Source organism: Ruegeria sp. AU67 (assembly GCF_900312795.1).
GTDB lineage: Bacteria > Pseudomonadota > Alphaproteobacteria > Rhodobacterales > Rhodobacteraceae > Ruegeria > Ruegeria atlantica.
This window is the reverse complement of sequence record NZ_OMPH01000040.1, coordinates 410053-433478: the sequence shown is the minus strand read 5'-3', so window position 1 is coordinate 433478 and position 23426 is coordinate 410053. Positions and strand designations below refer to the sequence as shown.

The following is a 23426-nucleotide window of genomic DNA, read 5'->3' as shown; positions in this document are numbered from 1 at the left end:
CTTCCAAGCCCGCGCTGCCGGCTGCAAACCCGATTCCCGCCGCGATAACACCGCCGAGCAAAGCGGGGACGAATCCTCTGCGTTTTTCTTCCTGCTGCGACTCTCCACGATGCGATTTTTCCGGCGGCGCGGAGTTCTCTTCCTGGGTCAGTTCCACAGCCGCTTCGGCTTCGGCTTCGGCTTCGGCTTCGGCTTCGGCTTCGGCTTCGGCTTCGGCTTCGGCTTCGGCTTCGGCTTCGGCTTCGGCTTCGGCTTCGGCTTCGGCTTCGGCTTCGGCTTCGGCTTCGGAAAGGGCCTTTTCTAGCGGCTCATCCGCGTCAACGACTGTCTCATCACGCTGCGAGGTGAATTCAACTGTTTCGTCCGACTTGGGGTCTTCCACCGGCTTTTGATCGGTTTTTTTCTTACGAGCCACCGCGACGTTCCCCTTATCGAATCCAATTTCATATGAATAACAGACCGCTCTAAGTTAATCAGTGGTCTCTCCACGCTCAACCCGCATCGCGTGTTTGACAAGCTTTTTCACGGCTTTCCGCATTTTCTTGGGTGTCGGCTCTTTGGCGATCTTCAGGCGCTCATAGTCCAAGGAATAAAGGGGCTCGGCCGTGGCTTCGCTAATGGCAACCAGCCACAAGGGCGCGGTTCCGGTCCAAATTTCGGCAAATTGTCGCGCCGTTCGGGGCGAAAATAGCGGTGCGAGAACAGGTCTGTCACCGGATGTGGCCGCAGCCGCTTCGGATGTCAGCGGTAACAAACGTTGTTGATAAACAATCTGTTCGTGAACCGTCAGCCCCGATTCGGTCAGACGCCCGGCAACATTTCCCCGCGTATGTTCACCCCTGAGATGCAGCAACGGGCTTTCAGGCCGGTGTTTCAACAGGTAGGCCACCAGTTCTTCGGCGGTATTGCCCACCATCAATGCATCCCATCCAGCCCCTTTGGCGGTTCCAGTGGTCGCCGGACCAACACAATAGGCGGGCAGATCGGGTTTAACGCCCAGCGACGCGGCGGCATTGACCGAGTTGGCCGAAGTAAAGATCAATCCGCGAATTCCGTCCGTTTCGACTGCAACCCTCAGGGGTCGGATTTCCAGGATCGGAGAATAGATGACATCCACCCGCGACCTGACGCGGTCCGACAGCTGTGCCACAAACCTTTCAGAGGCGGCGCGAGGGCGGGTCATCAACAAATACAATGGCGGGGCCTTCGGCCTTGGGATTGTTTGCGTCCGCGCAGGGTGATACCCCGCTTGAGTGTCATGATGCAACGGATCAGGCCTATGGTGCAAACACTTACCGTTCTTGGATTGGAAAGCAGCTGTGATGACACGGCCGCCGCTGTTGTGCGCCAATCCGATGGTGCGTGTGCCGAGGTTCTGTCGTCTATCGTTCACGGTCAAACCGAGCTGCACAGCGCATTTGGCGGCGTCGTGCCCGAAATCGCAGCGCGGGCCCATGCCGAAAAGCTGGATATTTGCGTGGTGCAGGCGTTAGAGGCTGCAGGACTGACGCTGGCCGATATGGATGCGATCGCCGTCACTGCGGGTCCCGGCCTGATCGGCGGAGTCATGTCCGGCGTCATGTGCGCCAAGGGGCTGAGTGCCGCGACCGGCCTGCCTCTGATCGGTGTGAACCACTTGGCCGGTCATGCTCTGACGCCCCGGTTAACGGATGACATCACGTTTCCCTACCTGATGCTTTTGGTTTCCGGTGGGCATTGCCAGTACCTAATCGCGCATGGTCCTGAGGAATTCACCCGGTTGGGCGGAACAATCGATGACGCGCCCGGCGAGGCGTTCGACAAGACCGCCCGCCTGCTGGGCTTGCCTCAACCTGGCGGCCCTTCGGTTGAGGCCGAGGCCCGGGCGGGTGATCCCAAACAGTATCGTTTTCCCCGACCTCTGCTGGATCGGCCGGGATGTGATCTCTCCTTTTCGGGGCTGAAAACCGCGTTGATGCGGATGCGGGATCAGATTGTTGCCGAAAATGGCGGCCTAACCCGTCAAGACCGCGCTGATCTGTGTGCCGGATTTCAGCAAGCCATCGTCGATACTCTGGCCGAGAAAACCCGCCGTGCGATTGACAGGTATCTTGATGAAAACCCTACAGATCCGGTTATTGCCGTCGCAGGTGGTGTGGCCGCCAATACCGCCATTCGGTCCGCATTAGAGACTGTTTGCGCAGAAAAAGGCGCGCGCTTTACCGCACCGCCGCTCAACCTGTGCACCGACAATGCCGCCATGATCGCCTATGCCGGGATGGAACGGTTTCGCCTGGGCGCACGCGACGGGCTGGACCTGACAGCCCGTCCACGCTGGCCGCTGGATAAAACCAGTCCCGCGATGCTGGGCGGCGGCAAGAAAGGCGCCAAGGCATGAGCGTTTCCGTTCTGGGATCTGGCGCATTCGGCACGAGCCTGGCCATTTCACTGGCCGGGAACGGGCCGGTTACGCTGTGGTCTCGGGATCCGGATCAGGCCCGGCACATGCAGACAGAACGTGAAAACACTCAGCGTTTGCCTGACGTGGCTTTGCCTGCTGATATCACGGTGACATCGAACATCGATCAGGCGACCAAGGCTGATGTTCTGCTGATAGCTATCCCCATGCAAAAATTGCGCGATGCCTTGCAAGCGCAGGCCTCTGATCTGGACGGAAAAACCTTGGTGGCGTGCTGCAAAGGTATTGAGCTATCGTCCGGGCTTGGGCCGATTTCAGTGATCCAGCAAACGATCCCGGATGCGCGACCCGCCCTGCTGACCGGGCCCAGCTTTGCCGACGACATTGCACGCGGGTTGCCAACGGCGCTAACCTTGGCCTGCGCCGATGACTCGCTGAGTCTGACGCTGCAACACGACCTGACCACTGCCAACTTGCGCCTCTATCGAACCACCGACATGGTTGGGGCGGAACTTGGCGGCGCCTTGAAGAACGTAATGGCCATCGGATGCGGCGCTGCAATCGGGGCCGGCTTAGGCGACAGCGCGCGCGCCGCCTTAATGACACGCGGGTTTGCAGAAATGCAGCGCTTTGCGCTGATGCGCGGGGCGCGACCCGATACACTAATGGGATTGTCTGGATTGGGGGATCTGGTCCTGACTTGTTCGTCTGAACTGTCCCGAAACTATCGCTTTGGCCTTTCATTGGGTCGGAATATCCAGTTCGATACCCACACCACTGTTGAAGGGGTCGCCACAGCGCGGGCCATGACGGAAATTGCCGCCGCCGAAGGGCTGGACATGCCAATCAGTACAACGGTGGCAGACCTTAGCAGTGGCGCCTACAGTGTGACCGAAGCTATCCGAGCCCTGCTCAACCGACCCCTGAAGGAGGAATAATATGCTGATCGCTCTCATCGCCCGTGACAAGGACGGCGCGCTGCAAACCCGGCTGGACAATCGCGCTGCCCACCTGGCCTATATTGAGGAAACGGGTGTCGTTGCGCAGGCGGGTCCGCTGCTGGACGGCGACGCAATGATCGGCTCTTTGATCATTCTGGAGGTCGAAGACATGGCCGCGGCGCAAAATTGGGCGGACAACGATCCTTATGCAAAAGCCGGGTTGTTCCAATCGGTTGACCTGATTGCGTGGAAAAAGGTCATAGGCTGATGGCGTACTGGCTGTTCAAATCCGAACCATCGACCTGGGGCTGGGACCAGCAGGTTGCAAAAGGGGATGCGGGCGAAGAATGGGACGGCGTGCGCAACTATCAGGCGCGCAATTTCATGCGTCAGATGGCAGTTGGCGATCGCGGGTTCTTTTACCACTCGCAAAAGGACAAGGCGATTGTTGGTATTGTTGAGGTCTGCGCCGAGGCGCACCCCGACAGCACCACGGATGACGAGCGTTGGGAATGTGTGGACATCAAGGCCGTTCGCCCGTTTGCAACCCCCGTCACGCTGGACCAGATTAAGGCTGACGAACGTTTGGGGGAAATGGTATTGGTCAAAAACTCTCGCCTGTCCGTTCAGCCAGTCAGCGAGGCGGAATGGCAGGTGATCTGCGATCTGGGCGGCACGCAGGCTACTTAATAACAGATTAAAGGGAAGGCCCTGACAGAAGCAGAACCTTCCCTACCCCGCGTGCTCCCGACTCACCACACGCGTATGGAAATTTTGGCTCTGACCGTCCTGGTCACGTCCTGACACTAACCGATCCATGCGGCGCGGTTCAAACGGCAAGTACTTAAAATTGGAAACGCCCGCCAGGGATCTGACGGGCGCTGCAAAAAAGGTGTGGCGAGATCAGCCGTAAACAGCCTCTTTGCCGAAGTGCTTGGTCAGCATGTAATACACGACGGCGCGGTATTTGTTACGCTCGGACATGCCATAGGTTTCCAGTACCTTGTTGATCGCTTCCATCAGTTCCGGTCCGTCCGACAGGCCCAGCTTTTTGATGAGGAAGTTGTTCTTGACCGTTTCCAACTCACCTTCCTGAGATGCCGCGACAGTCGATGCATCGGCGTCATAAATTGCAGGTCCACAGCCGATTGTGACTTTGGTCAGCAGATCCATATCTGCGTCCATACCGCATTTGGACTTCAGGTCCTCGGCATATTTAGCGATCAGGTCGTCGCGTTTTCCCATGGTTATCTCCCGGTTGAAACTCGTTTTTGGCCATACCAGCGCCGCAGACACGGTAACGGGAGCGGGAATTTGCACAAAGGGAAAAATTAGCGGCATTCCCCCTAAACCCTGCCGGTCTGATCTGAGGCTTGATTTTGATGGCCCTTTATTTAACAATGAGGTTAAATATATTACTTGTTCTAGAACCAGGAGGCTACAATGCCTGTGTCGCTACCCAACGAAACTTCGCAATACAGAACCGCACGAAACACCTTGCTGTCGGCTGAAGCCGAACTGCGGGCTCAGATTGAAAATGTTGCAAAACTGCGCCGCGGTTTGCCCAAAGGTGGGGCAGTTCCGCGGGACTATGCATTCCGGTCAGACAAGGGTGCGCCGACACCGCTGTCGTCTTTGTTCGGATCACATGACACCTTGGCTATATACTCGCTAATGTACGGGCCGGATGCAGAGGCACCTTGCCCGATGTGTTCTGCCTTTCTGGACGGGTTGAATGGGCAGATCGCCCATTTATCGCAGAAAATCGCCTTTGCGGTCGTGGCGCAAAACACCTGTGAAAGGCTGGCAGCGCTGAAAGCGGAAATGTCATGGGATGATCTGCCGCTTTATTCTGCATTGGGCACAGACTATCAGCGCGACTATCTGGCCGAGGCCGAGGATGGAAGCCAACTGCCGATCCTGAACGTCTTTCAGCGCGATGCGGACGGCATAAGCCATTTCTGGAGTTCCGAGTTGTTCTTCGAACCCAGTGACTGGCATCCGCGGCATGTGATGCGGCGTGGCCCCTGTGGAATATTCTGGATTTCACACCACAAGGACGCGGAGATTTCTTTCCGTCCCTGCGTTAAATACCCGTCAAGGTGACCTATCGGCAATAACCCCAACCGGGACCCTGCAGATGAAAGTGGTCCGCGTGCAAGTGATTGAAATCAGGACCCAATACCACACGAAACCAATCACATGCGCCGCGCCAGATCTGGTGCAGAAATTGACCCTCAGGTCCTTCGGCGCCCCAATCGGATAGCAATGTCAGACTGCGCCCATCGGCGAATTGCAAACCAACAATATCAATGGAATCCGCCTTGGCATGGCTGCTCCAACCACTGCTCTGACCCTGAGCGGTACGCATCTGGCGGCAATTGTAACTGCCTACATGCCGCAATCGGCTGACCTGCGTGCCCAAAAGATCTCTCGCAGTGGGTTGAACGACATGATGTTCCCACATGGCCAGCCGCAGAGTGGTCGCGCAACTGGTTTCAACTGCATTTACACCCGATGTCACCAGCGCAGACAACAGACCGCGCCCGGTGATGCCGCAATTCTCATCCACGATCAGATCATCCATCGCTTCAAATTTTGCGCCGGCGTCGGCCAAGGCGGCGCGGCACTGTACTTCATTCGCCAGCGCACGATTAAGCTGAAACCGGGTAATTGGCGTGACCGGCGCGGTGATTTTCAGCTCTCGCAAAGGGTTCCAATGCGATGGCACGGGTGTTTCCGGATGCGCCAGCAACCACCATCCGCCGCCTCCGAACAGGATGGCTACAACGGTGATACTAAAAACAAAAGACGCCGCCGATAACAGGAATCGGCGGCGTCCAGTGTGTTTGCTCATGCGTTCTTTCGCACTCAATAACGGTAGTGTTCCGGCTTGTAGGGGCCTTCGGGCTTCACGCCAATGTAAGATGCCTGCTCGTTATCCATCTTGGTCAGCTTCACGCCGATGCGATCCAGATGCAAACGCGCGACCTTCTCATCCAGATGCTTGGGCAGGATGTAGACGTCGTTGTTGTACTGATCACCCTTGGTGAACAGCTCGATCTGCGCCAGAACCTGGTTGGTGAACGAGGCCGACATCACAAAAGACGGGTGACCGGTCGCATTGCCGAGGTTCAGCAGGCGGCCTTCGGACAGCAGGATGATGCGATTGCCCGAGGGCAGTTCGATCATGTCCACCTGTTCCTTGATATTGGTCCACTTGTGGTTCTTCAGGCTGGCCACCTGAATTTCGTTGTCGAAGTGACCAATATTGCCGACGATGGCCATGTCCTTCATCTCGCGCATATGCTCGATGCGGATCACGTCCTTGTTGCCGGTGGTGGTTATAAAGATGTCGGCCGATGCGACTTCGTCTTCCAGCAACGTGACTTCGAAACCGTCCATCGCGGCCTGCAGGGCGCAAATCGGGTCAACTTCGGTCACTTTCACACGGGCACCAGCACCGCGCAGCGACGCGGCCGAGCCTTTGCCAACGTCACCGTAACCGCAAACCACGGCAACCTTGCCAGCCATCATGGTGTCAGTGGCGCGGCGGATGCCGTCAACCAGCGATTCCTTGCAGCCGTATTTGTTGTCAAACTTCGACTTGGTGACCGAGTCGTTCACATTGATCGCCGGGAACGGCAGTTGGCCGTCTTTCACCAGTTGATACAGGCGGTTCACGCCGGTGGTGGTTTCCTCGGACACGCCCTGAATCTGGTCGCGCATCTTGGTGAACCAGCCCAGGGATGCTGCCATGCGTTTGGCGATCTGCGCTTTGATGACTTCTTCTTCTTCGGACGTCGGAACAGCAATGATGTCCTCACCCGCTTCGGCACGTGCGCCCAGCAGAATGTACAAGGTCGCGTCGCCGCCATCGTCCAGGATCATGTTTGGGCCATCGTCGAACAGGAAGGATTTATCCAGATAATCCCAATGCTCTTCCAGCGTCTGGCCCTTGATGGCGAATACAGGAATGCCAGCCTCGGCAATTGCAGCCGCCGCATGGTCCTGCGTCGAGAAGATGTTGCACGATGCCCAGCGCACGTCCGCGCCCAGCGCGACCAGTGTTTCGATCAGAACAGCCGTCTGGATGGTCATGTGCAGCGAACCGACGATACGAGCACCCGCCAGAGGTTTGCTTTCGCCATATTCGGAACGCAGGGACATCAGGCCCGGCATCTCGGTTTCGGCAATGTCCAGCTCTTTGCGGCCAAACCCAGCCAATGAAATGTCTTTAACGATATAGTCCCCGGCCATCAGGTGCTCCATTTTCCGGTAAATCACAGTCCGGGCAGCCCCTAGCATTCCTTGGGGCAAGTGGCAACGCAAATGGCCGAAAACTGGGTGAACCTGTGGCTCAAATCAACTTGGTTCACCCTTAAGCTCTATCTTGGGTATCGCTTCAAAAAAATCCGTGCCAACGGCGACAATACAACTAATGCCGTTCGCCTGGGTCACCAGAACTGTATAGCTTCCGGTTTCCTTCGAGGTCCAAACCTCCATCACCGCGCTAGCGCCGCGTGTTTTCTGCAATCCGCCAAAGACCAGCTCTTCTGAATAGCTGCTTTGCAGTTTGGCAACCACGTGTTCGCGCTGTGCACAGCTTTTAGCAAAAGCGGGCGGCGCTGTGGCTGCCATGCCGAAGGTCAGGGTTATAGCAAATAGGCGTTTGAACATAACATGCTCCTTTCGATACGCGTTTCAGTACGAGAGGGGCACAACTGAAAGGAGTACGCCCCCCTCAGTCCATATGTCGGGATCAAATCGTGCAGGTTCAAAGCACGAAAGCTCAAGAATTTGTTGGCAGCCTGTGATCCAGACAGGTACATCATAACATAAAAACGCGAACTCAACGTGTCCTACTTCACAAGGCATGGCATAATGGCAACACAAGCACGAGCATGGCAACGAATGCTGTCCGGTCGCAGGCTCGATCTGCTGGACCCGACACCGGTGGATATCGAGATCGAAGATATCGCGCACGGTCTGGCCTTTGTGGCCCGCTGGAACGGTCAGACAGCAGGTGATTTTGCCTATTCCGTGGCCGAGCACTCCCTTCTGGTTGAAGAGCTTTTCGGCCGGATTGTCCCCAAAGCCCCGGTAAAATGGCGATTGGCCGCGCTGTTACACGATGCGCCGGAATATGTGATCGGAGATATGATCTCGCCCGTTAAATCCGCCGTCGGCCCGGATTACGGCGCGCTGGATGATCGGCTGGCTGCGGCCATCCACATTCGGTTCGGCCTGCCGGCGGAGGTGCCGAAAACAGTGAAACGGCAGATCAAAAAGGCCGACAAGATCAGCGCATGGATGGAGGCCACACAGATCGCCGGGTTTTCCGAGTCCGAGGCGACGAAGTTCTTCGGTCGGCCAGATAAGGCGGTGATGGAGGGGTTGGCGATCACGCTACGCCCGCCGGTTGAGGTGCGGCGGGCGTATATGGAACGTCACATGGCTCTGCTGACGCAGCTTTAGCCGAAGACGTAAAAACACAGTTTGTTTCCGTCCAGATCGCGAGCATAAGCGCCGTAGAACCGATCAGGAACGCGCTGGCCAGGTTCTCCTTCATCTGTAGCACCAAGGCTGATTGCCTTCTCGTAAAGCGCCTTAGCCTCATCCTTGGAGTCTGCTGCAAAAGCAATCATTCCACCATTACCGGTCTCGCAGGCTTCGCCATCGTAGGGTGTACAAACGGCGAGCATTGGCGATGAAGGGTCATTGCCGATGAAAGCGATGCGCCCAGCGTCGATCACAACCTTTGCACCCTTGTCGGCAAACAGTGTCGTATAAAAACTTTTGGCGCGCTCCAAATCCGAAACGCCGATGGTCACATAGCCGATCATTGATTTACTCCATTGTGACGAAAGATGAATTCCCTGCCCGAACCTCGGGCAAAGTGGAACTGGTATCAAGTCACTAAACTGTCAGGACCGGCGTACTATTGCAGACTTTTCCTGGGCCAGGGCATTCAAGGATTTTGGGCGGCCGGACAAAGCGGTGATGGAGGGGTTGGGGATCACGTTGCGCCCGTAGACAGAGGTGCTGCAGGCATACACTGAGCGGCACGAAGAACTGCTGTTGAAACCGTAGCCTGAAACGACGACTTTCATCCCTCAAATCAGGGGAAGACGTCGGGTTCTCCAAACTGGTTTGAACCACTCTCACTTGGCTGAATGTAGAAGTACAACAGGACCAGAGTTCCGATTATCGGAATCAAGCCAATCAACAGCCACCAACCAGTTCGTCCGATGTCGTGCAAACGTCTGGCTCCAATTGCCAGATTGGGAAGCAAAAGCCCAAGCGAAACCAAAACGGAAAGCGGTTGTCCGGCGTTCGGCTCAAACACCCCAAATCCGAGCATCGGAGTGATCAAAGCGCCATCAATTATTCGCGTCACCAGAAGAACGAGAAGAACGGCCAGAACCCACCACCAAAATGTCGGTCGCGAAGAACGCCCATTGAATTTGGCGTAGTTTGACAGAGCCCTTCGAAATGCAGTCGTGAGATTGTTCATGCCATCCTCCGCAATTGGACGGCATTCACATATCACTATTTCAAATTATTTAACACGGAAACTACCAGATTGGTGGTCTGCCAACAAACAAGTCACGCGTATGCCCCGGCCGAATAGGTTAGTTCATAAGAATGACTGTATAGCTCAAATACGTTTCCAAACGGATCTTCCATGTAGACCATGCGATAGGGTTTGTCGCCTGGGTAGTATTTGCGAACCTGCTTCATTCGCTGTTTTCCACCAAGCTCTTCGATGATCTTGACCCGTTCTTCAAGGTTGTCATCCTGAACACAGAAATGGAACAACCCGCGACGCCAATATTCGAACGGCCTCTCTTCTTCGATCGTGTTTGGAAACTCGAAGAGTTCAATACCTATACCATCCCCCATCGAAAGATGAGCAATCCGAAATGAACCCCAGCCTTCTCCAAAAACATCGTCACACATCTGACCTATGGCACTATCGTCATGCAGCACTTCGGTGGGCTCCATAAGCACATAAAGTCCAAATGCCTTAGAATAGAATTCCACCGCTTTTTCCAGGTCTGGAACGGTTACTCCGATGTGTGAAAAGGTTAGTGCAGACATTTTTAGAGACTCCTCGTTCCGCAGCAAACAAGAGAAAGGGCATCAGCACCCTTGCCGATACCCCAGAAATAGTGCGCTTGTTTCTGTCTCCACGTCCAGAACGAAGCAAAGGTCCGCTTTGGTCCGACCAGAAGAGATTTAACGTGGGCTGCGCTTCGCCAAAATCCGCTGCAATGTCCGGCGGTGCATGTTCAGGCGCCGTGCGGTCTCAGAAACGTTCCGGTCGCACAGCTCATAGACCCGCTGGATATGCTCCCAACGGACGCGGTCCGCACTCATGGGGTTTTCTGGTGGTGGGGGCAGTTCGTCGCCCTTGGCCAGTAGCGCATTGGTGATGTCCGTGGCGTCGGCGGGTTTCGACAGGTAATCCGTGGCGCCGATCTTGACCGCAGCAACGGCGGTGGCAATCGCACCGTATCCGGTCAGGACCACAACCCGGCTGTCAGGACGTTTTTCGCGCAGCACTTCAACGACATCCAGACCGTTGCCATCTTCAAGTCGCAGGTCAACGACCGCATAGGCGGGCGGACGGGCGGTGGAAATGGCGCGGCCTGCGGCGACGGAACCTGCGGTTTCAACCTCGAACCCGCGTTTCTCCATCGCTTTTGCCAGACGTCTCAGAAACGGTTCGTCATCGTCCACCAAAAGCAGCGTTTTATCGGGGCCGATGTCGAGGTCAGAGCTGTCCGCCATATTCTGTTCTTTCCGCTATTTCACGCCTTTGGCTTAACCATGAGTAATAGCAGCGCCATCCCAAAGGTCAAACAACCCGTCGTTTTCTAGATTTTGTCGAGGAAACACCCAACCTTGTCGGCCATCTGCTCGGCGGTGTCGTCCCGGTTGAAGAATTCGATGAACCCATCCTCGGGCGTGACAAGATAGGTAAAGGTCGAGTGGTCTACCAGATAGTACTCATCGCTTTTGTCATGGGCCTTGTAGTAAGTTTTGTAGGCCTTGCTGGCGGCCTTGACCTGCTCGGGCGTGCCGGTCAGCGCGATGGTCTTGCCGCCCAAGTTAAAGGCATAATCGGCCATCACTTCGGTCGTATCGCGATCCGGGTCAATTGAAATAAACAAGGGCGTCACTGACTGGCCACGCTCAGCCAGAATGTCCACGGCCTCGGCATTGCGGGACATATCGAACGGGCAGACGTCGGGGCAGAAGGTATAGCCGAAATAGACCAGCGTCGGCTCGGTGATCACATCGGTGTCGGTGACCGTTTCGCCCTTGCCGTTGAGCAGTTCAAATGGCCCGCCGATGGCCGCCGTTCCGCCAGCAATCTGACTGGTCCGGCATTGTGCGAACTTGTCATCTGATCCGGCACCGCGCGTCAGCAGCCACATGGCCCCCAGGCCCACGGCAAGAACAACGGTTGCGAGGATGGCATAAAGACGGACCATGACATCAATCCTGACATAAGAGGGGTTGTTGATCGTTTCGGCCGGGACACCTATCAAGAAGTTCAGCCGATGCAACAGGACATAATCGACCGATGGCAATTTCCAACATCACATTATGGCGCGGTCAGGAACGCAGCAGCTGGATTCGGCTGCGCACCCTGATCCTGTTGCGCTGGGTGGCTATTTTCGGCCAGATCACGGCGATCACCGTCGCGCAGCAAACTTATGACATCCAGCTTGACGCAACGCTTTGCTATCTGGCGATTGGCGTCTCGGTCATGGGGAATCTGACTGCAATTCTGCTGTTTCCCCGCAACAAGCGCCTGTCCGAGTTCGAGAACTTCCTGATGGTGCTGTTCGACCTGCTGCAGCTGACCATTTTGCTGTACCTTACAGGCGGGCTGAACAACCCGTTTGCGCTGTTGCTGGTGGGGCCTGTCACGATTTCCGCGAGCGTCATGAGCACCCGGTCAACCCTGATAATCGGCGGCGTTGCCATTGCCTTGACAACACTTCTGGCCGAATTCCACCTGCCTTTGCGCACCGCATTGGGGGCAGAACTGGACATCCCAGATATTCTACTGTTCGGAAACTGGGCCGCAATCGTCATCGCAATTGTCTTTCTGGGCGCGTATTCGCATCGCGTCAGCTCAGAGGTACAATCTATGTCCGAAGCGCTGGCCGCCACCCATATGGCGCTTGCACGCGAACAGAAGCTGACCGATCTAGGCGGCGTGGTCGCCGCCGCCGCGCATGAGCTGGGCACGCCGCTGGCAACGATCAAACTGGCGAGCTCCGAGTTGATTGAGGAGTTGGATGACCGGCCCGACCTTATCGAGGACGCCGCCCTGATCCGCGAACAGGCGAACCGTTGCCGCGATATCCTGCGAGACATGGGCCGGGCGGGCAAAGACGACCTGCATCTGCGTCAAGCCCCGCTTTCTACCGTGGTGCATGAAGCTGCCGAGCCGCATATCAACCGAGGCAAGACCGTTCATTTCTTCGAAGGCCCGGCCGAGGATGGCGATGTGCAGCAGCCCTCGATCCTGCGCAAGCCCGAGATCATTCACGGCCTGCGCAACCTGATCCAGAACGCGGTGGATTTTTCGCGCGGAAATGTCTGGGTCGAGGCGGAATGGTCCACCAAACAGATCACCGTCAGCATCATGGATGACGGTCGTGGATATCCGTCGCAGATGATCGGCCGGATCGGCGATCCCTTCATGCGTCGCCGCCGCAGTGAGACCGATAAAAGGACCCGTCCGGAATATGAAGGCATGGGTCTGGGTCTTTTCATTGCCAAAACGCTGCTTGAACGCAGCGGAGCAGAGCTGGATTTCGCCAACGGATCGGACCCATACCAAACCCTGTCGGATAACCCCGAACGCCGGGGTGCGATCGTCAAGGTGAGCTGGCCGCGTAACCTTGTGGATGCGCAAACCGGCGATACGCCTGTGCCTTCAGGTGTAAACCAACGGTTCCAAACCTGACCTGACACGGGCGAACATTGGTTAAGACTCCGTTAACTATTAAGGCGCATAGTACCGCTTCTTGGTTTCGCGCACCGGAGGGCGCATGGTCGACTGGATCATTCTGGCCATCATCGGCCTTGTTTCAGCAAGTCTTGCCGTGCAGTGGCTGTTGCCCCGCAGGCGGGAACGGGGGGACAACTTTGGGCTGTCCTCACCTGCCTCCTTGTTTGATGCGGCATTCCTGTTTGATGGTGACCGGCTTATCAGTCACTCGGACATCGCGTTGGAAGGGTTCGAGCAGGTCCGCGACTGGGCCGATCTGTGCCGGCTGCTGCACAGGGATTTTCCAACGTTCCCCGAAACACCTGATCAGGTCCGGCGTGAAGGCAACCTGGTCATCCCGGCCATCGATTGCACGGTTGAACGCGATGTTCTGTGCGAATGGATAGACGGAATTGTACGCGTTCAGCTGCGCGACCGTACCGATTGCCCCTCGATAACTCAAATCGCATCAAATGATCCAAACCGCCTTGCCATGGAAAAAGCGCCCTACCCTGTCTGGCTGTTGGATCATCAGGGTGATGTGCGCTGGTGCAATGCTGCTTATGTTTCGCTGGTGCGCAAAGTACGGGATCAGGACACGGACCTGACCGCACCATTGTTTCCAGTCCCCGATGCCGACCAACGGCTAAGTGCAAAGGCGCGGGTCTCAATTTCCTCCGAGTTCAGTGAAAACAAGCTGTGGTTCGATCTGACGTTGGTAGATCACCCCGAAGGGCACTTGTCTTATGCCGTGGACATCAACGCAATCGTAGAGGCGGAGGTGGTGCAGCGCAAATTCGTTCAGACCATGACCAAGACCTTCGCGCAATTGCCCATCGGGCTGGCTATTTTTGACCGCAACCGCCAGCTGGCGTTGTTCAACCCAGCCCTGATCGACCTGACCACCCTGCCCCCGGATTTCCTAAGCTGCCGCCCCAGCCTGTCCAGCTTTTTCGATCGCCTGCGGGATCGGCATATGATGCCGGAACCCAAGAATTATAGAAGCTGGCGCAGTCAGATGAATGACCTTCTCGAAGCGGCAGAAGACGGGAACTATCAAGAAACTTGGTCCCTGCCCTCGGGCTCGGTTTACTCGGTCAGTGGACGCCCGCACCCGGACGGAGCGGTTGCTTTTCTGTTCGAGGACATCACTGCCGAGATCACTCTGACCCGTCGATTCCGGTCAGAAATGGATTTGATGCAATCCATTCTGGACAAACTGGCCGACGCCATCGCGGTCTTCAGTGACGATGGTACACTGGCTTTCACCAATTTCGCCTACCAACAGCTTTGGGGTGATACAGGCGACACAGGCTTTGACGCGGACTCCGTCCTTGAAGTGACCAAAAGCTGGCAGGAGAATTGCACTGCAACGCCGATCCTTGGCGAAATTCGCGATTTTGTGGAGGCGCGGGAAAATCGCGCGGAATGGTCAGGCGTGATCTATCTGCGAAACGGTAATCAAGTGTTGTGCACGGTCAGCCCGATGCAGAACGGGGCCACCATTGTTCGTTTCTCGGTGGATCGGGATGCGCTGATGCGGCAAGAGGCGCAGCAAATCAGCGCCTGAACCGGGTTGCAGCCAACCGGGCGCAAGGCCATTGTGGCGCCATGACCAATTCGCCCTGCACGATCATTTTGAATTCGCCCGAGGATACAGCGGAATTCGCGGCCCGTGTCGGCGCAGAACTGAGACCCGGGGACATCTTGTTGCTTGAGGGCGAGATCGGCAGCGGTAAGACCCATTTTGCCCGCAGCCTGATCCAATCGCTGACGGTCGAGCCCGAAGATGTGCCTTCGCCGACTTTCACGTTGGTTCAAGCTTATGACACGCCGGCCGGGGAAATCTGGCACTGTGACCTGTACCGCCTGAGCGCGGTTGAAGAGGTTGAGGAACTGGGCCTGACCGAGGCTTTTGAAAACGCAATCTGCCTGATTGAATGGCCGGATAAATTGGGCCCGCTGACACCGGAGTCTGCGGTGAAGATATCCTTCGAAACAGACCCTAACATGACAGAAGCACGCCATCTGACCCTTCGCTGGTCAGACCCGAAATGGCCCGTGAAACTAAGGATTCCCGCATGACAAACCGCGCGGTATTGGCCGAAGCGTTGATCGCGCAGACCAAATGGTCAAATGCAAAGCACGCGCCGCTGGCTGGGGATGCCTCGAACCGTCAGTACGAGCGGCTGACCGATCCGGAAACCGGCAAGACGGCGGTGTTAATGGATTCACCCCCGGGCAAGGCGGAAAATGTCGAAGATTTTGCCCGCATGGCCAAATACCTGCGGTCCCTTGGTCTGAGCGCGCCCGAGATTTATGCCGAGGACACGCATTACGGCTTTCTTCTGCTCGAAGACCTTGGAGATGACCTCTTCGCGCGCGTTCTTGCGCAGACCCCCAGCATGGAGCGTGCGCTTTATGAGGTCGCAACGGATGTTCTGATCGACCTGTACAACGCGCCAAGCCTTTCTTTGCGATCCTATGATCCGAGTTTGATGACCGAGCTGGCCGCGTTGTCCTTTACTAAATACGCGCAGGCCGTGCAGGGCACGCACGACGCCGATGCGCGTAACCGTTTCGAAAACCGGTTCTCGGACATTCTGCACCGGGAAACTTCGGGGTCCAAAGTTGTTGTGCTGCGCGACTACCACGCCGAAAACTTGATCTGGTTGCCGGATCGCGACGGGGTTCAGCGCGCTGGTCTGTTGGACTTTCAAACCGCCATGCTGGGCCATCCGGCCTATGATCTGGTATCTTTGTTGCAGGATGTGCGTCGCGATGTGTCACTCGGAACCGAGATGCAAATGGTGAATCGCTATATCGTGGCGACTGGGGTGAATGATCATGACTTCCGCACCGCCTATGCGGTGTTGGGTGCTCAGCGAAATCTGCGCATTCTGGGCGTCTTTGCCCGGCTGGCAACCGAATACGGCAAGCCCAGCTATGTCGATCTGATCCCGGCAACCTGGACCCACCTGATGCGGGATCTGGAGCATCCCGCACTGGTAACCATCGCCAATCTGTTGCGCGAGGCCTTGCCCGCACCCACCCCTGAAAATCTGGACAGGCTTCGACAGAAATGACCCAAGACCCCGAAGCCGTCATGCTGTTTGCAGCCGGGTTTGGCACCCGTATGGGCGCGTTGACCGAAAATCGACCCAAACCACTGATCAAGGTCGCTGGCCGGCCTCTGATTGATCACGCGTTGGATTTGGTGAATGCCCTGCAACCCAAGCGTATCGTGGCCAACCTACATTATCTGCCAGATCAGCTTGAAGCTCATCTAGTCCCAAAAGGTGTTCTGCTTTCCCATGAAAAGCCGGAAATTCTTGAGACTGGCGGCGGAATACGCGCCGCTTTGCCCCTGCTTGGATCGCACCCGGTTTACACCCTGAACCCAGACGCGATCTGGTCAGGACCGAACCCTTTGACGATGCTCCGCGAGGCGTGGAATCCCGATCACATGGACGCGCTGTTGATGTGTGTACCGGTGGATCACACTGTCGGGCACACCGGCAAAGGCGATTTCACAGCAGATGAGAACGGACGGATCGTGCGCGGCGGCAGTTTGATCTATGGCGGTGCGCAGATCATGAAATCCGAAGGGTTGATGGATATCCCTGAGAAAGCGTTCTCACTTAACGTGCTATGGGACCAGTTGCAGCGGCAGGATCGTCTGTTTGCCCTCACCTATCCCGGTCGCTGGTGCGATGTCGGCCACCCCGAAGGGATTGCACTAGCCGAGGGGTTGATTGCCGATGTTTGAACCCAGCCCAGCTCCGCGCGTTTTTGCCGTTCCGCCCGGTTCGGACTTCCCAAAAATGCTGGTTCAGGGGCTGCAAGATCGTAGTGCAGCGCATCCGCCCGAGATGCTGGCGCGCGTTCAACTGGTCGTCAATACAAGGCGTATGGCCCGGCGCGTCCGCGACCTGTTTGACCAAGGCCCGGCGTGCCTATTGCCGCATCTTTCACTGGTTACCGATCTGGGGGAAAGCGTCGATCTTGCGCAGATACCTCCGGCGATTCCACCGCTGCGGCGCAGGTTAGAGTTGACGCAGTTGATCGCTAAGCTGTTGGAACAACAGCCTGATCTGGCTGCACGGTCTTCACTTTTTGACTTGTCCGACAGCCTAGCCGCGTTGATTGATGAGATGCAGGGCGAAGGTGTTTCGCCCGACGCGATCCGGAATTTGGATGTCAGTGACATGTCCGGGCATTGGGAAAGGGCGCAAAAGTTCATCGGAATTGCCGATCAAATCATAGATTCAGGCCCAGATGCGCTGGATGTTCAGGCCCGGCAGCGGCTTGTGGTGGAAAACCTGATAGAACGTTGGCAAGTCGCTCCGCCGCAGCATCCGGTTATCCTTGCCGGGTCAACCGGGTCACGCGGAACCACCCTGATGCTGATGGAGGCGATTGCGCGTCTGCCGCAAGGCGCATTGATTCTGCCGGGTTACGATTTCGATCAGCCCGACCGCGTTTGGCGCGGGTTGGACGATGCGCTGACATCGGAAGATCACCCGCAGTACCGGTTCCGCAAACTGATGTCTCAGCTTGGCTTAGAGCCGGATCAGGTCATGCCTTGGACGGGTGATCAACCACCCTCGCCTGCTCGCAACCGCTTGGTTTCGCTGGCTTTACGCCCAGCGCCGATCACGGATGCCTGGATGTCCGAAGGCCCGCAACTGACCGATCTGGATGGCGCCACAAAGGACGTGACACTGGTCGAGGCGCAATCGCCCAGGTCCGAGGCCCTGGCCATCGCACTGCGCCTTCGCCAGGCAGCCGAAACCGGCCAATCTGCCGCGCTAATCACACCTGACAGGATGCTGACCCGCCAAGTCAGCGCTGCTTTAGATCGCTGGAACATCCTTCCCGATGACAGCGCTGGTCTACCGCTGCAACTATCGCCGCCCGGCCGGTTTCTGCGTCACGTGGCGGGGCTTTTCGCACGGCGTCTGGATGGCGAGGCATTGCTGACCCTTCTGAAACACCCGCTGTGTCATGATGGTGACGAGCGCGGCGCGCATTTGCTGCATACGCGGGACCTTGAACTAGATTTGCGCCGACATGGCCCGCCTTTCCCGGACAGCGCCAGCCTAACCGCTTTTGCAATCCGCAAAGAAGTTCCCGAGGGCTGGGTACGTTGGCTAAACTCCCATTTCTGCGATCAACAGATCGCGGGCCAACTCCCATTGACGGATTGGGTTGCCAGGCTGCGCATCTTGGCCGAGGCGATTTCGGCGGGCGCGTCAGGGGAAACAGGCACGCTCTGGGACAAGAACGCAGGCCAAAAGGCGCAAGGCGTCCTGAGCGCACTGGAAAAAGAGGCGCAACACGGCGGCCCGATGACCGCCCATGATTTCGCCGACCTGTTGGGTGCTTTGCTCGCGGGCGAGGAGGTCCGGGATCGCGACGCCCCGCATCCACACATCATGATCTGGGGCACGCTCGAGGCGCGCGTGCAAGGGGCAGATTTGCTTATCTTGGGCGGCCTAAATGAAGGCAGCTGGCCCGAGGCCGCCGCGCCAGACCCCTGGCTGAACCGCCAGATGCGCGACAAGGCCGGACTTTTGCTGCCCGAACGGCGGATCGGCTTGTCGGCACATGACTTTCAACAAGCCATCGGCGCGCCCGAGGTCTGGCTGACCCGTGCCAAGCGGTCCGATGACGCAGAAACCGTTCCATCACGCTGGCTGAACCGCCTTACGAACCTGCTGCACGGCTTGCCGGGGCAGGGCGGGCGTGAGGCACTGTCAGAAATGCGCAACAAAGGCCGGCAATGGCTGCAATGGGCGGAACAGCTTGAAGTCGCGCCGCATATCGAACCGGCAACGCGCCCATCTCCGCGGCCGCCAGTGGCATCGCGCCCAAATCGGCTGAGCGTGACGGAAATCAAACGGCTGATCCGCGATCCTTATGCGATTTTCGCCAAACATGTGCTGCGCCTGAAACCGCTGGACCCTTTGGTGCAAGCGCCGGATGCCTTGTTGCGCGGGATCGTGATTCACGAAATTCTGGAACATTTCGTCAAAGACAGTGTTCTGGACACCGCCTTGTTGACCCGCGAAAACTTTTTGAAACGCGCGGAAACCTTGTTGGATCAACATGTTGCGTGGCCCACAGCGCGTAAATTGTGGCTGGCGCGGTTGGAACGCATCGCGGATGATTTTCTGGCCGCCGAAATCGCGCGGCGAGGGGACGGGGGGCCAGTCGCCTTCGAGGCGGCGGTGAAACTTGTGCTGTCGCCTCTGGATTTCACCATTGCGGGCCGTGCCGACAGGATAGATCGCAACAAGCGCGGTGCATTACGGATAGTTGACTACAAGACAGGGGCGCCCCCAACGGAAAGCCAGCAATCCAAGTTCGACAAACAGTTGCTTATCGAAGCCGCGATGGCCGAAGAGGGCGGTATCGACGGTTTCGACCCTTCTCCCGTGGCCGAGGCGATTTTCATTGGTATGGGCGGCACTTACAAAGAAGTACCCGCACCGCTGGCGAAAGAGCCGCCAGACAAGGTTCTGGCCGAGCTCAAAGAGTTAGTTTCTGCCTATTTAGAGCCTGATCAAGGGTTTTCATCCCGTCGAATGTTGCACAAGGATTCGGATGTGGGTGACTACGATCAACTGGCGCGGTTCGGGGAATGGGACCGCACTGATGACACAACGCCAGAGGACCTGACATGAGCGCTCGCAACGACGCAACCGAGCGGCAGGTACAGGCCGCGCGGCCCGACGCCTCGACCTGGTTGGCGGCCAATGCAGGTTCGGGGAAAACGCGGGTTCTGACTGATCGGGTGGCGCGTCTGTTGTTGGGCGGCGTGCAGCCACAGCATATCCTTTGTCTGACATACACCAAGGCCGCCGCCAGCGAGATGCAAAACCGGTTGTTTGATCGCCTCGGACAATGGGCAATGAAAGATGATGTCGGCCTTCTTTCCCAACTGACCGATCTGGGTGTTCCGGGTGTTATCGACCCCGAACGGCTGGCACAGGCCAGAACGTTGTTTGCGCGCGCCATCGAAACACCCGGTGGCCTGAAGATCCAGACGATCCACTCGTTCTGCGCTTCACTGCTACGGCGTTTCCCGCTTGAAGCCGGGGTCAGCCCGCAATTTTCAGAGATGGAGGACCGCGCGGCGGCCCTTTTGCGTGAAGAGATTGTCGAAGATTTCGCCGCAGGTCCCCAAGCCAATTTGATCGAAGACGTCGCGCGGTTTGTCACCGATACTGGGTTCGACAAACTCACCGCGGCCATCACCCGGAAACGCAACCTGTTTGCGCAGCCGCTGGAATGGGCCGATGTGCTGCAGCAGTTTGAACTGGCCAACGGATTCGATGAAGACGCTTTGATAGGATGTGTGTTTTTGGGCGGCGAAGTGGAATTGATCCGGTCGATCCTGCCGGCGCTTTCTGAAAGCGGCGGCAATAACGCCAAGGCGGCCGATAAGCTGGCAGCGTTTACCGAGGTTCGCGTCAGCAGCCTGCCAATTCTGGAAAGTGTATTTCTGACCGGAAAATCCGCCAAAGAACCCTTTACGGCAAAAATCAACAGTTTCCCCACCAAAGCTCTGCGAGAAGACGTGCTGGTGGGCCAGATGCCCCAGCTCGAAGCGTTGATGCTGCGGGTCGAGGCCGCGCGCGAAAATCGGCTGGCCCTGGTGGCCGCGCGCAAGACAATGGTGCTGCACCGCTTCGCTGCGGCGTTTTTGCCGGAATATGAGCGGCGCAAGCAACTACGCGGCTGGTTGGACTTTGACGACCTGATCCTACGCGCGCGGCAAGTGCTGAACGACCCGGCTGTGGCCGAATGGGTGTTGTACCGTCTGGATGGCGGTATCGACCACATTCTGGTGGATGAGGCGCAGGACACCAGCCCCGATCAATGGGATGTGGTCGAAAAACTGGCACAGGAATTCACAAGCGGCGAGGGGGCCCGATCTGGCGTAGAACGCACTATTTTCGTGGTCGGTGACAAAAAACAGTCGATCTATTCGTTTCAGGGTGCCGATCCGCAGGCATTCGATCTGATGCAGGCGGAGTTTGGGCGAAAACTCTTGGAATCAGGCTCTAAACTGTGGGATTCCACGTTAGAATACTCATTCCGATCCTCCAGCGCGATCTTGTCTTTGGTCGACATCCTGTTCGAAAACCGAGCGGAAGCCGGATTTCATAAGGAAAGCCAGCACCGCGCGTTCAAGGCGGATCTGCCGGGCCGGGTGGACCTGTGGCCCGTGGTCGAAAAGGTCGAAGACGATGAAGATACCGACTGGACCGATCCGGTAGATCGGCCCGGCGCGCGGCATCACACCGTCATTCTGGCCGAGAAGGTGGCGCAGTCGATCAAGGCAATGATCGAACAGAGTGAGACGATCCCCGAGGATGGCGAAACGCCTGGCACATTTGTACGGCGGAAGGTTCAACCGGGGGATTTCCTGATCCTCGTTCAGCGCCGCTCGGACCTGTTTGCCGAGATCATCCGCGCCTGCAAAGCCGCTGATCTGCCGATAGCCGGGGCAGACCGGCTTAAGGTCGGCGCGGAATTGGCGGTCAAAGACCTGGCCGCGCTGCTGAGCTTTCTTGCCTCGCCCGAGGATAGCCTGTCGCTTGCCACAGTTCTGAAATCGCCGCTGTTCGGGTGGGGCGAACAAAAATTGTTCGACTTGGCACATCGGCGCAAAGAACAGTTCCTTTGGGCGGCTTTGCGTCAACGCGCCGAAGAGTACCCTGAAACACTGGCCGTTCTGCACGACTTGCGCGGGCAGATCGACTTTCTGCGCCCCTACGACCTGATAGAACGCATCCTGACCCGCCATGATGGCCGTCGTAAACTGCTGGGCAGGCTGGGAGCCGAGGCGGAAGACGGGATCAACGCGCTGTTGTCGCAGGCATTGGCGTACGAGCGCACGGATATCCCAAGCCTGACTGGATTTCTGGTGTGGATGCAGACCGATGATCTGGAAATCAAACGGCAGATGAGCGGCGTCGGAAACATGATCAGGGTGATGACGGTGCATGGTTCCAAGGGGTTGGAGGCTCCGATTGTGATCCTGCCGGATACGGGCAAACGGCAAGCTCCGCGCGATGCCGAGATCATGGTGGCCGAAGGCACACCGCTTTGGAAAGTTCCGGCAGATGCTTCTCCGGCATTGATTGCGTGCGCGCGCGACGAAGCCCGAGCGCGGGAAGAAAATGAGCGTCTTCGCTTGCTTTATGTGGCTCTAACACGAGCTGAAAAGTGGTTAATCGTGGCGGCTGCCGGCGATGTCGGTAAGGATGGGACCAGCTGGTATCAGATGGTTCAAGCCGCGATGGAACGGGCAGGGGCGGTGGCACTGCCCGGCTCAGAAACCCTGCGATTGTCACATGGTGATTGGAACGCATCGCCGATTATTGAGTCCGCAAAGACCTCAACTGCCGTGACGGACCTGCCAGCCCCGTTCCTGTCTCCCGCCACACCACCGGAGCCCGAAGCGGAAACACTCAGCCCTTCAGATCTGGGCGGCGCCAAGGCTTTGCCCGGCGATGCAGGTCACGACGAAGAAGTGGCAAAGTTGCGCGGCACACGATTGCACCTGCTGCTGGAACACTTGCCTTCGGTCACGCGGGAAGACTGGCCGCAGCTTTGCGCGCGGGTTCTGCCCGATATGCAGGACGCGGAACGGCAAGAGCTGATGGATGAGGCATGCGACGTTTTGACTGCGGCGCATCTTCGGCCTGTCTTTGCCGCCGGCGCCTTGGCTGAGGTGCCCGTGACAGCCGACCTGAACGGACGCCGCATGCACGGGGTGATCGACCGATTGATCGTCACCGATACCGAGGTTCAGGTCATTGATTTCAAAACAAATGCAACGGTTCCCAACAGTGCAGAGACATGCCCTGAGGGGCTTTTGCGACAGATGGGGGCGTATGCCAACGCCTTGTCGCAGGTCTATCCGAACCACGAAATCCGCACCGCGATCCTATGGACCAGAAAAGCAGATCTGATGTGGCTGCCACACGATCTTGTGACGCACGCCCTGTCGCGCACCCAGATATCTTGACCTTGGATTGCCCGGCCCCTACGT

General features: G+C 57.4%; 23 protein-coding genes and 1 pseudogene. 13 read left to right on the top strand and 11 right to left on the bottom strand.

Features of this window, described 5'->3' with window-relative positions:
* Together DK510_RS23045 and DK510_RS21590 are read right to left on the bottom strand one after the other, a co-directional pair.
* Window positions 1–415, bottom strand: a pseudogene (locus DK510_RS23045) (hypothetical protein); the annotation flags it as partial.
* A 54-nt stretch (window positions 416–469) separates the two neighbouring features.
* The gene (locus DK510_RS21590) at window positions 470–1183 is read right to left on the bottom strand and encodes a uroporphyrinogen-III synthase (RefSeq protein ID WP_109313847.1); all 714 of its coding nucleotides are present in this window, start codon (window positions 1181–1183) and stop codon (window positions 470–472) included.
* Window positions 1184–1279: 96 nt separating this feature from the next.
* Here DK510_RS21590 and tsaD point away from each other — a divergent pair, with 96 nt between their 5' ends.
* Genes tsaD through DK510_RS21570 form a run of 4 tightly spaced genes read left to right on the top strand, consistent with a single transcriptional unit; the run spans window position 1280 to window position 4029 of the window.
* The gene (tsaD, locus tag DK510_RS21585) at window positions 1280–2377 is read left to right on the top strand and encodes a tRNA (adenosine(37)-N6)-threonylcarbamoyltransferase complex transferase subunit TsaD (RefSeq protein WP_109313846.1); all 1098 of its coding nucleotides are present in this window, start codon (window positions 1280–1282) and stop codon (window positions 2375–2377) included.
* Window positions 2374–3336, top strand: a complete 963-nt coding sequence (locus tag DK510_RS21580; RefSeq protein WP_109313845.1) for an NAD(P)H-dependent glycerol-3-phosphate dehydrogenase — start codon at window positions 2374–2376, stop codon at window positions 3334–3336. Before tsaD ends, DK510_RS21580 begins: the two co-directional genes overlap by 4 nt.
* 1 nt (window position 3337) lies before the next feature.
* Complete coding sequence (locus DK510_RS21575) at window positions 3338–3607, top strand: YciI family protein (protein WP_058275177.1); 270 nt, start codon at window positions 3338–3340, stop codon at window positions 3605–3607.
* A complete protein-coding gene (locus DK510_RS21570) occupies window positions 3607–4029 on the top strand; it encodes an EVE domain-containing protein (RefSeq protein ID WP_109313844.1) in 423 nt (140 codons plus the stop codon). The genes DK510_RS21575 and DK510_RS21570 overlap by 1 nt, the downstream gene beginning before the upstream one ends.
* Window positions 4030–4242: 213 nt before the next feature.
* Here DK510_RS21570 and DK510_RS21565 read toward each other — a convergent pair whose 3' ends face one another.
* Window positions 4243–4584, bottom strand: coding sequence for a DUF2853 family protein (locus DK510_RS21565; protein WP_109313843.1), 342 nt, complete (start codon window positions 4582–4584; stop codon window positions 4243–4245).
* A gap of 198 nt (window positions 4585–4782) precedes the next feature.
* Here DK510_RS21565 and DK510_RS21560 point away from each other — a divergent pair, with 198 nt between their 5' ends.
* A complete protein-coding gene (locus tag DK510_RS21560; protein WP_109313842.1) occupies window positions 4783–5445 on the top strand; it encodes a DUF899 family protein in 663 nt (220 codons plus the stop codon).
* A gap of 1 nt (window position 5446) precedes the next feature.
* Here the strand turns inward: DK510_RS21560 and DK510_RS21555 are convergent, their stop codons facing one another.
* The 3 genes from DK510_RS21555 to DK510_RS21545 form a co-directional block, all read right to left on the bottom strand.
* Window positions 5447–6196, bottom strand: a complete 750-nt coding sequence (locus tag DK510_RS21555; protein WP_109313841.1) for an extensin family protein — start codon at window positions 6194–6196, stop codon at window positions 5447–5449.
* Window positions 6197–6210: 14 nt separating this feature from the next.
* A complete protein-coding gene (ahcY, locus tag DK510_RS21550) occupies window positions 6211–7599 on the bottom strand; it encodes an adenosylhomocysteinase (RefSeq protein WP_109313840.1) in 1389 nt (462 codons plus the stop codon).
* Between the two features lie 105 nt (window positions 7600–7704).
* Window positions 7705–8019, bottom strand: a complete 315-nt coding sequence (locus DK510_RS21545; protein ID WP_109313839.1) for a hypothetical protein — start codon at window positions 8017–8019, stop codon at window positions 7705–7707.
* A gap of 204 nt (window positions 8020–8223) precedes the next feature.
* Between DK510_RS21545 and DK510_RS21540 the strand changes: the two genes are divergently transcribed.
* Window positions 8224–8817, top strand: a complete 594-nt coding sequence (locus tag DK510_RS21540) for an HD domain-containing protein (protein WP_109313838.1) — start codon at window positions 8224–8226, stop codon at window positions 8815–8817.
* On the opposite strand, the gene DK510_RS21535 is transcribed toward DK510_RS21540, so the two are convergent.
* The 5 genes from DK510_RS21535 to DK510_RS21515 all read right to left on the bottom strand — a co-directional run bounded on the left by DK510_RS21535 (window position 8814) and on the right by DK510_RS21515 (window position 11843).
* Window positions 8814–9185, bottom strand: a complete 372-nt coding sequence (locus tag DK510_RS21535) for a VOC family protein (protein ID WP_109313837.1) — start codon at window positions 9183–9185, stop codon at window positions 8814–8816. The genes DK510_RS21540 and DK510_RS21535 overlap by 4 nt on opposite strands.
* A gap of 275 nt (window positions 9186–9460) precedes the next feature.
* Window positions 9461–9856, bottom strand: coding sequence for a DUF805 domain-containing protein (locus DK510_RS21530; protein WP_109313836.1), 396 nt, complete (start codon window positions 9854–9856; stop codon window positions 9461–9463).
* A 92-nt stretch (window positions 9857–9948) separates the two neighbouring features.
* Window positions 9949–10443 (bottom strand): lactoylglutathione lyase family protein, encoded by a 495-nt coding sequence (locus DK510_RS21525; protein ID WP_058275168.1) that lies wholly within the window; start codon window positions 10441–10443, stop codon window positions 9949–9951.
* Between the two features lie 138 nt (window positions 10444–10581).
* Window positions 10582–11136 carry an ActR/PrrA/RegA family redox response regulator transcription factor gene (locus DK510_RS21520; RefSeq protein WP_058275167.1) on the bottom strand — a complete coding sequence of 185 codons (555 nt, stop codon included), beginning with the start codon at window positions 11134–11136 and terminating at the stop codon, window positions 10582–10584.
* Between the two features lie 86 nt (window positions 11137–11222).
* Window positions 11223–11843: an SCO family protein gene (locus DK510_RS21515; RefSeq protein ID WP_058275262.1), complete on the bottom strand. Its 621-nt coding sequence runs from the start codon at window positions 11841–11843 to the stop codon at window positions 11223–11225.
* Window positions 11844–11935: 92 nt separating this feature from the next.
* Here DK510_RS21515 and regB point away from each other — a divergent pair, with 92 nt between their 5' ends.
* From regB to addA, 7 genes are all read left to right on the top strand, one after another.
* Window positions 11936–13333: a sensor histidine kinase RegB gene (gene regB, locus DK510_RS21510; RefSeq protein ID WP_109313835.1), complete on the top strand. Its 1398-nt coding sequence runs from the start codon at window positions 11936–11938 to the stop codon at window positions 13331–13333.
* 85 nt (window positions 13334–13418) lie between these two features.
* A complete protein-coding gene (locus DK510_RS21505; protein ID WP_109313834.1) occupies window positions 13419–14927 on the top strand; it encodes a PAS-domain containing protein in 1509 nt (502 codons plus the stop codon).
* 41 nt (window positions 14928–14968) lie between these two features.
* Window positions 14969–15442 (top strand): tRNA (adenosine(37)-N6)-threonylcarbamoyltransferase complex ATPase subunit type 1 TsaE, encoded by a 474-nt coding sequence (gene tsaE / locus DK510_RS21500; RefSeq protein WP_109313833.1) that lies wholly within the window; start codon window positions 14969–14971, stop codon window positions 15440–15442.
* Window positions 15439–16443, top strand: coding sequence for an aminoglycoside phosphotransferase family protein (locus DK510_RS21495; protein WP_109313832.1), 1005 nt, complete (start codon window positions 15439–15441; stop codon window positions 16441–16443). The genes tsaE and DK510_RS21495 overlap by 4 nt, the downstream gene beginning before the upstream one ends.
* Entirely contained in the window at window positions 16440–17126 is a 687-nt protein-coding gene (locus DK510_RS21490) for a nucleotidyltransferase family protein (RefSeq protein WP_109313831.1), read from the top strand. The genes DK510_RS21495 and DK510_RS21490 overlap by 4 nt, the downstream gene beginning before the upstream one ends.
* Window positions 17119–20046 carry a double-strand break repair protein AddB gene (gene addB, locus DK510_RS21485; RefSeq protein WP_109313830.1) on the top strand — a complete coding sequence of 976 codons (2928 nt, stop codon included), beginning with the start codon at window positions 17119–17121 and terminating at the stop codon, window positions 20044–20046. The genes DK510_RS21490 and addB overlap by 8 nt, the downstream gene beginning before the upstream one ends.
* Window positions 20043–23402 carry a double-strand break repair helicase AddA gene (addA, locus tag DK510_RS21480; RefSeq protein ID WP_109313829.1) on the top strand — a complete coding sequence of 1120 codons (3360 nt, stop codon included), beginning with the start codon at window positions 20043–20045 and terminating at the stop codon, window positions 23400–23402. Before addB ends, addA begins: the two co-directional genes overlap by 4 nt.
* Window positions 23403–23426: the final 24 nt, after the last annotated feature.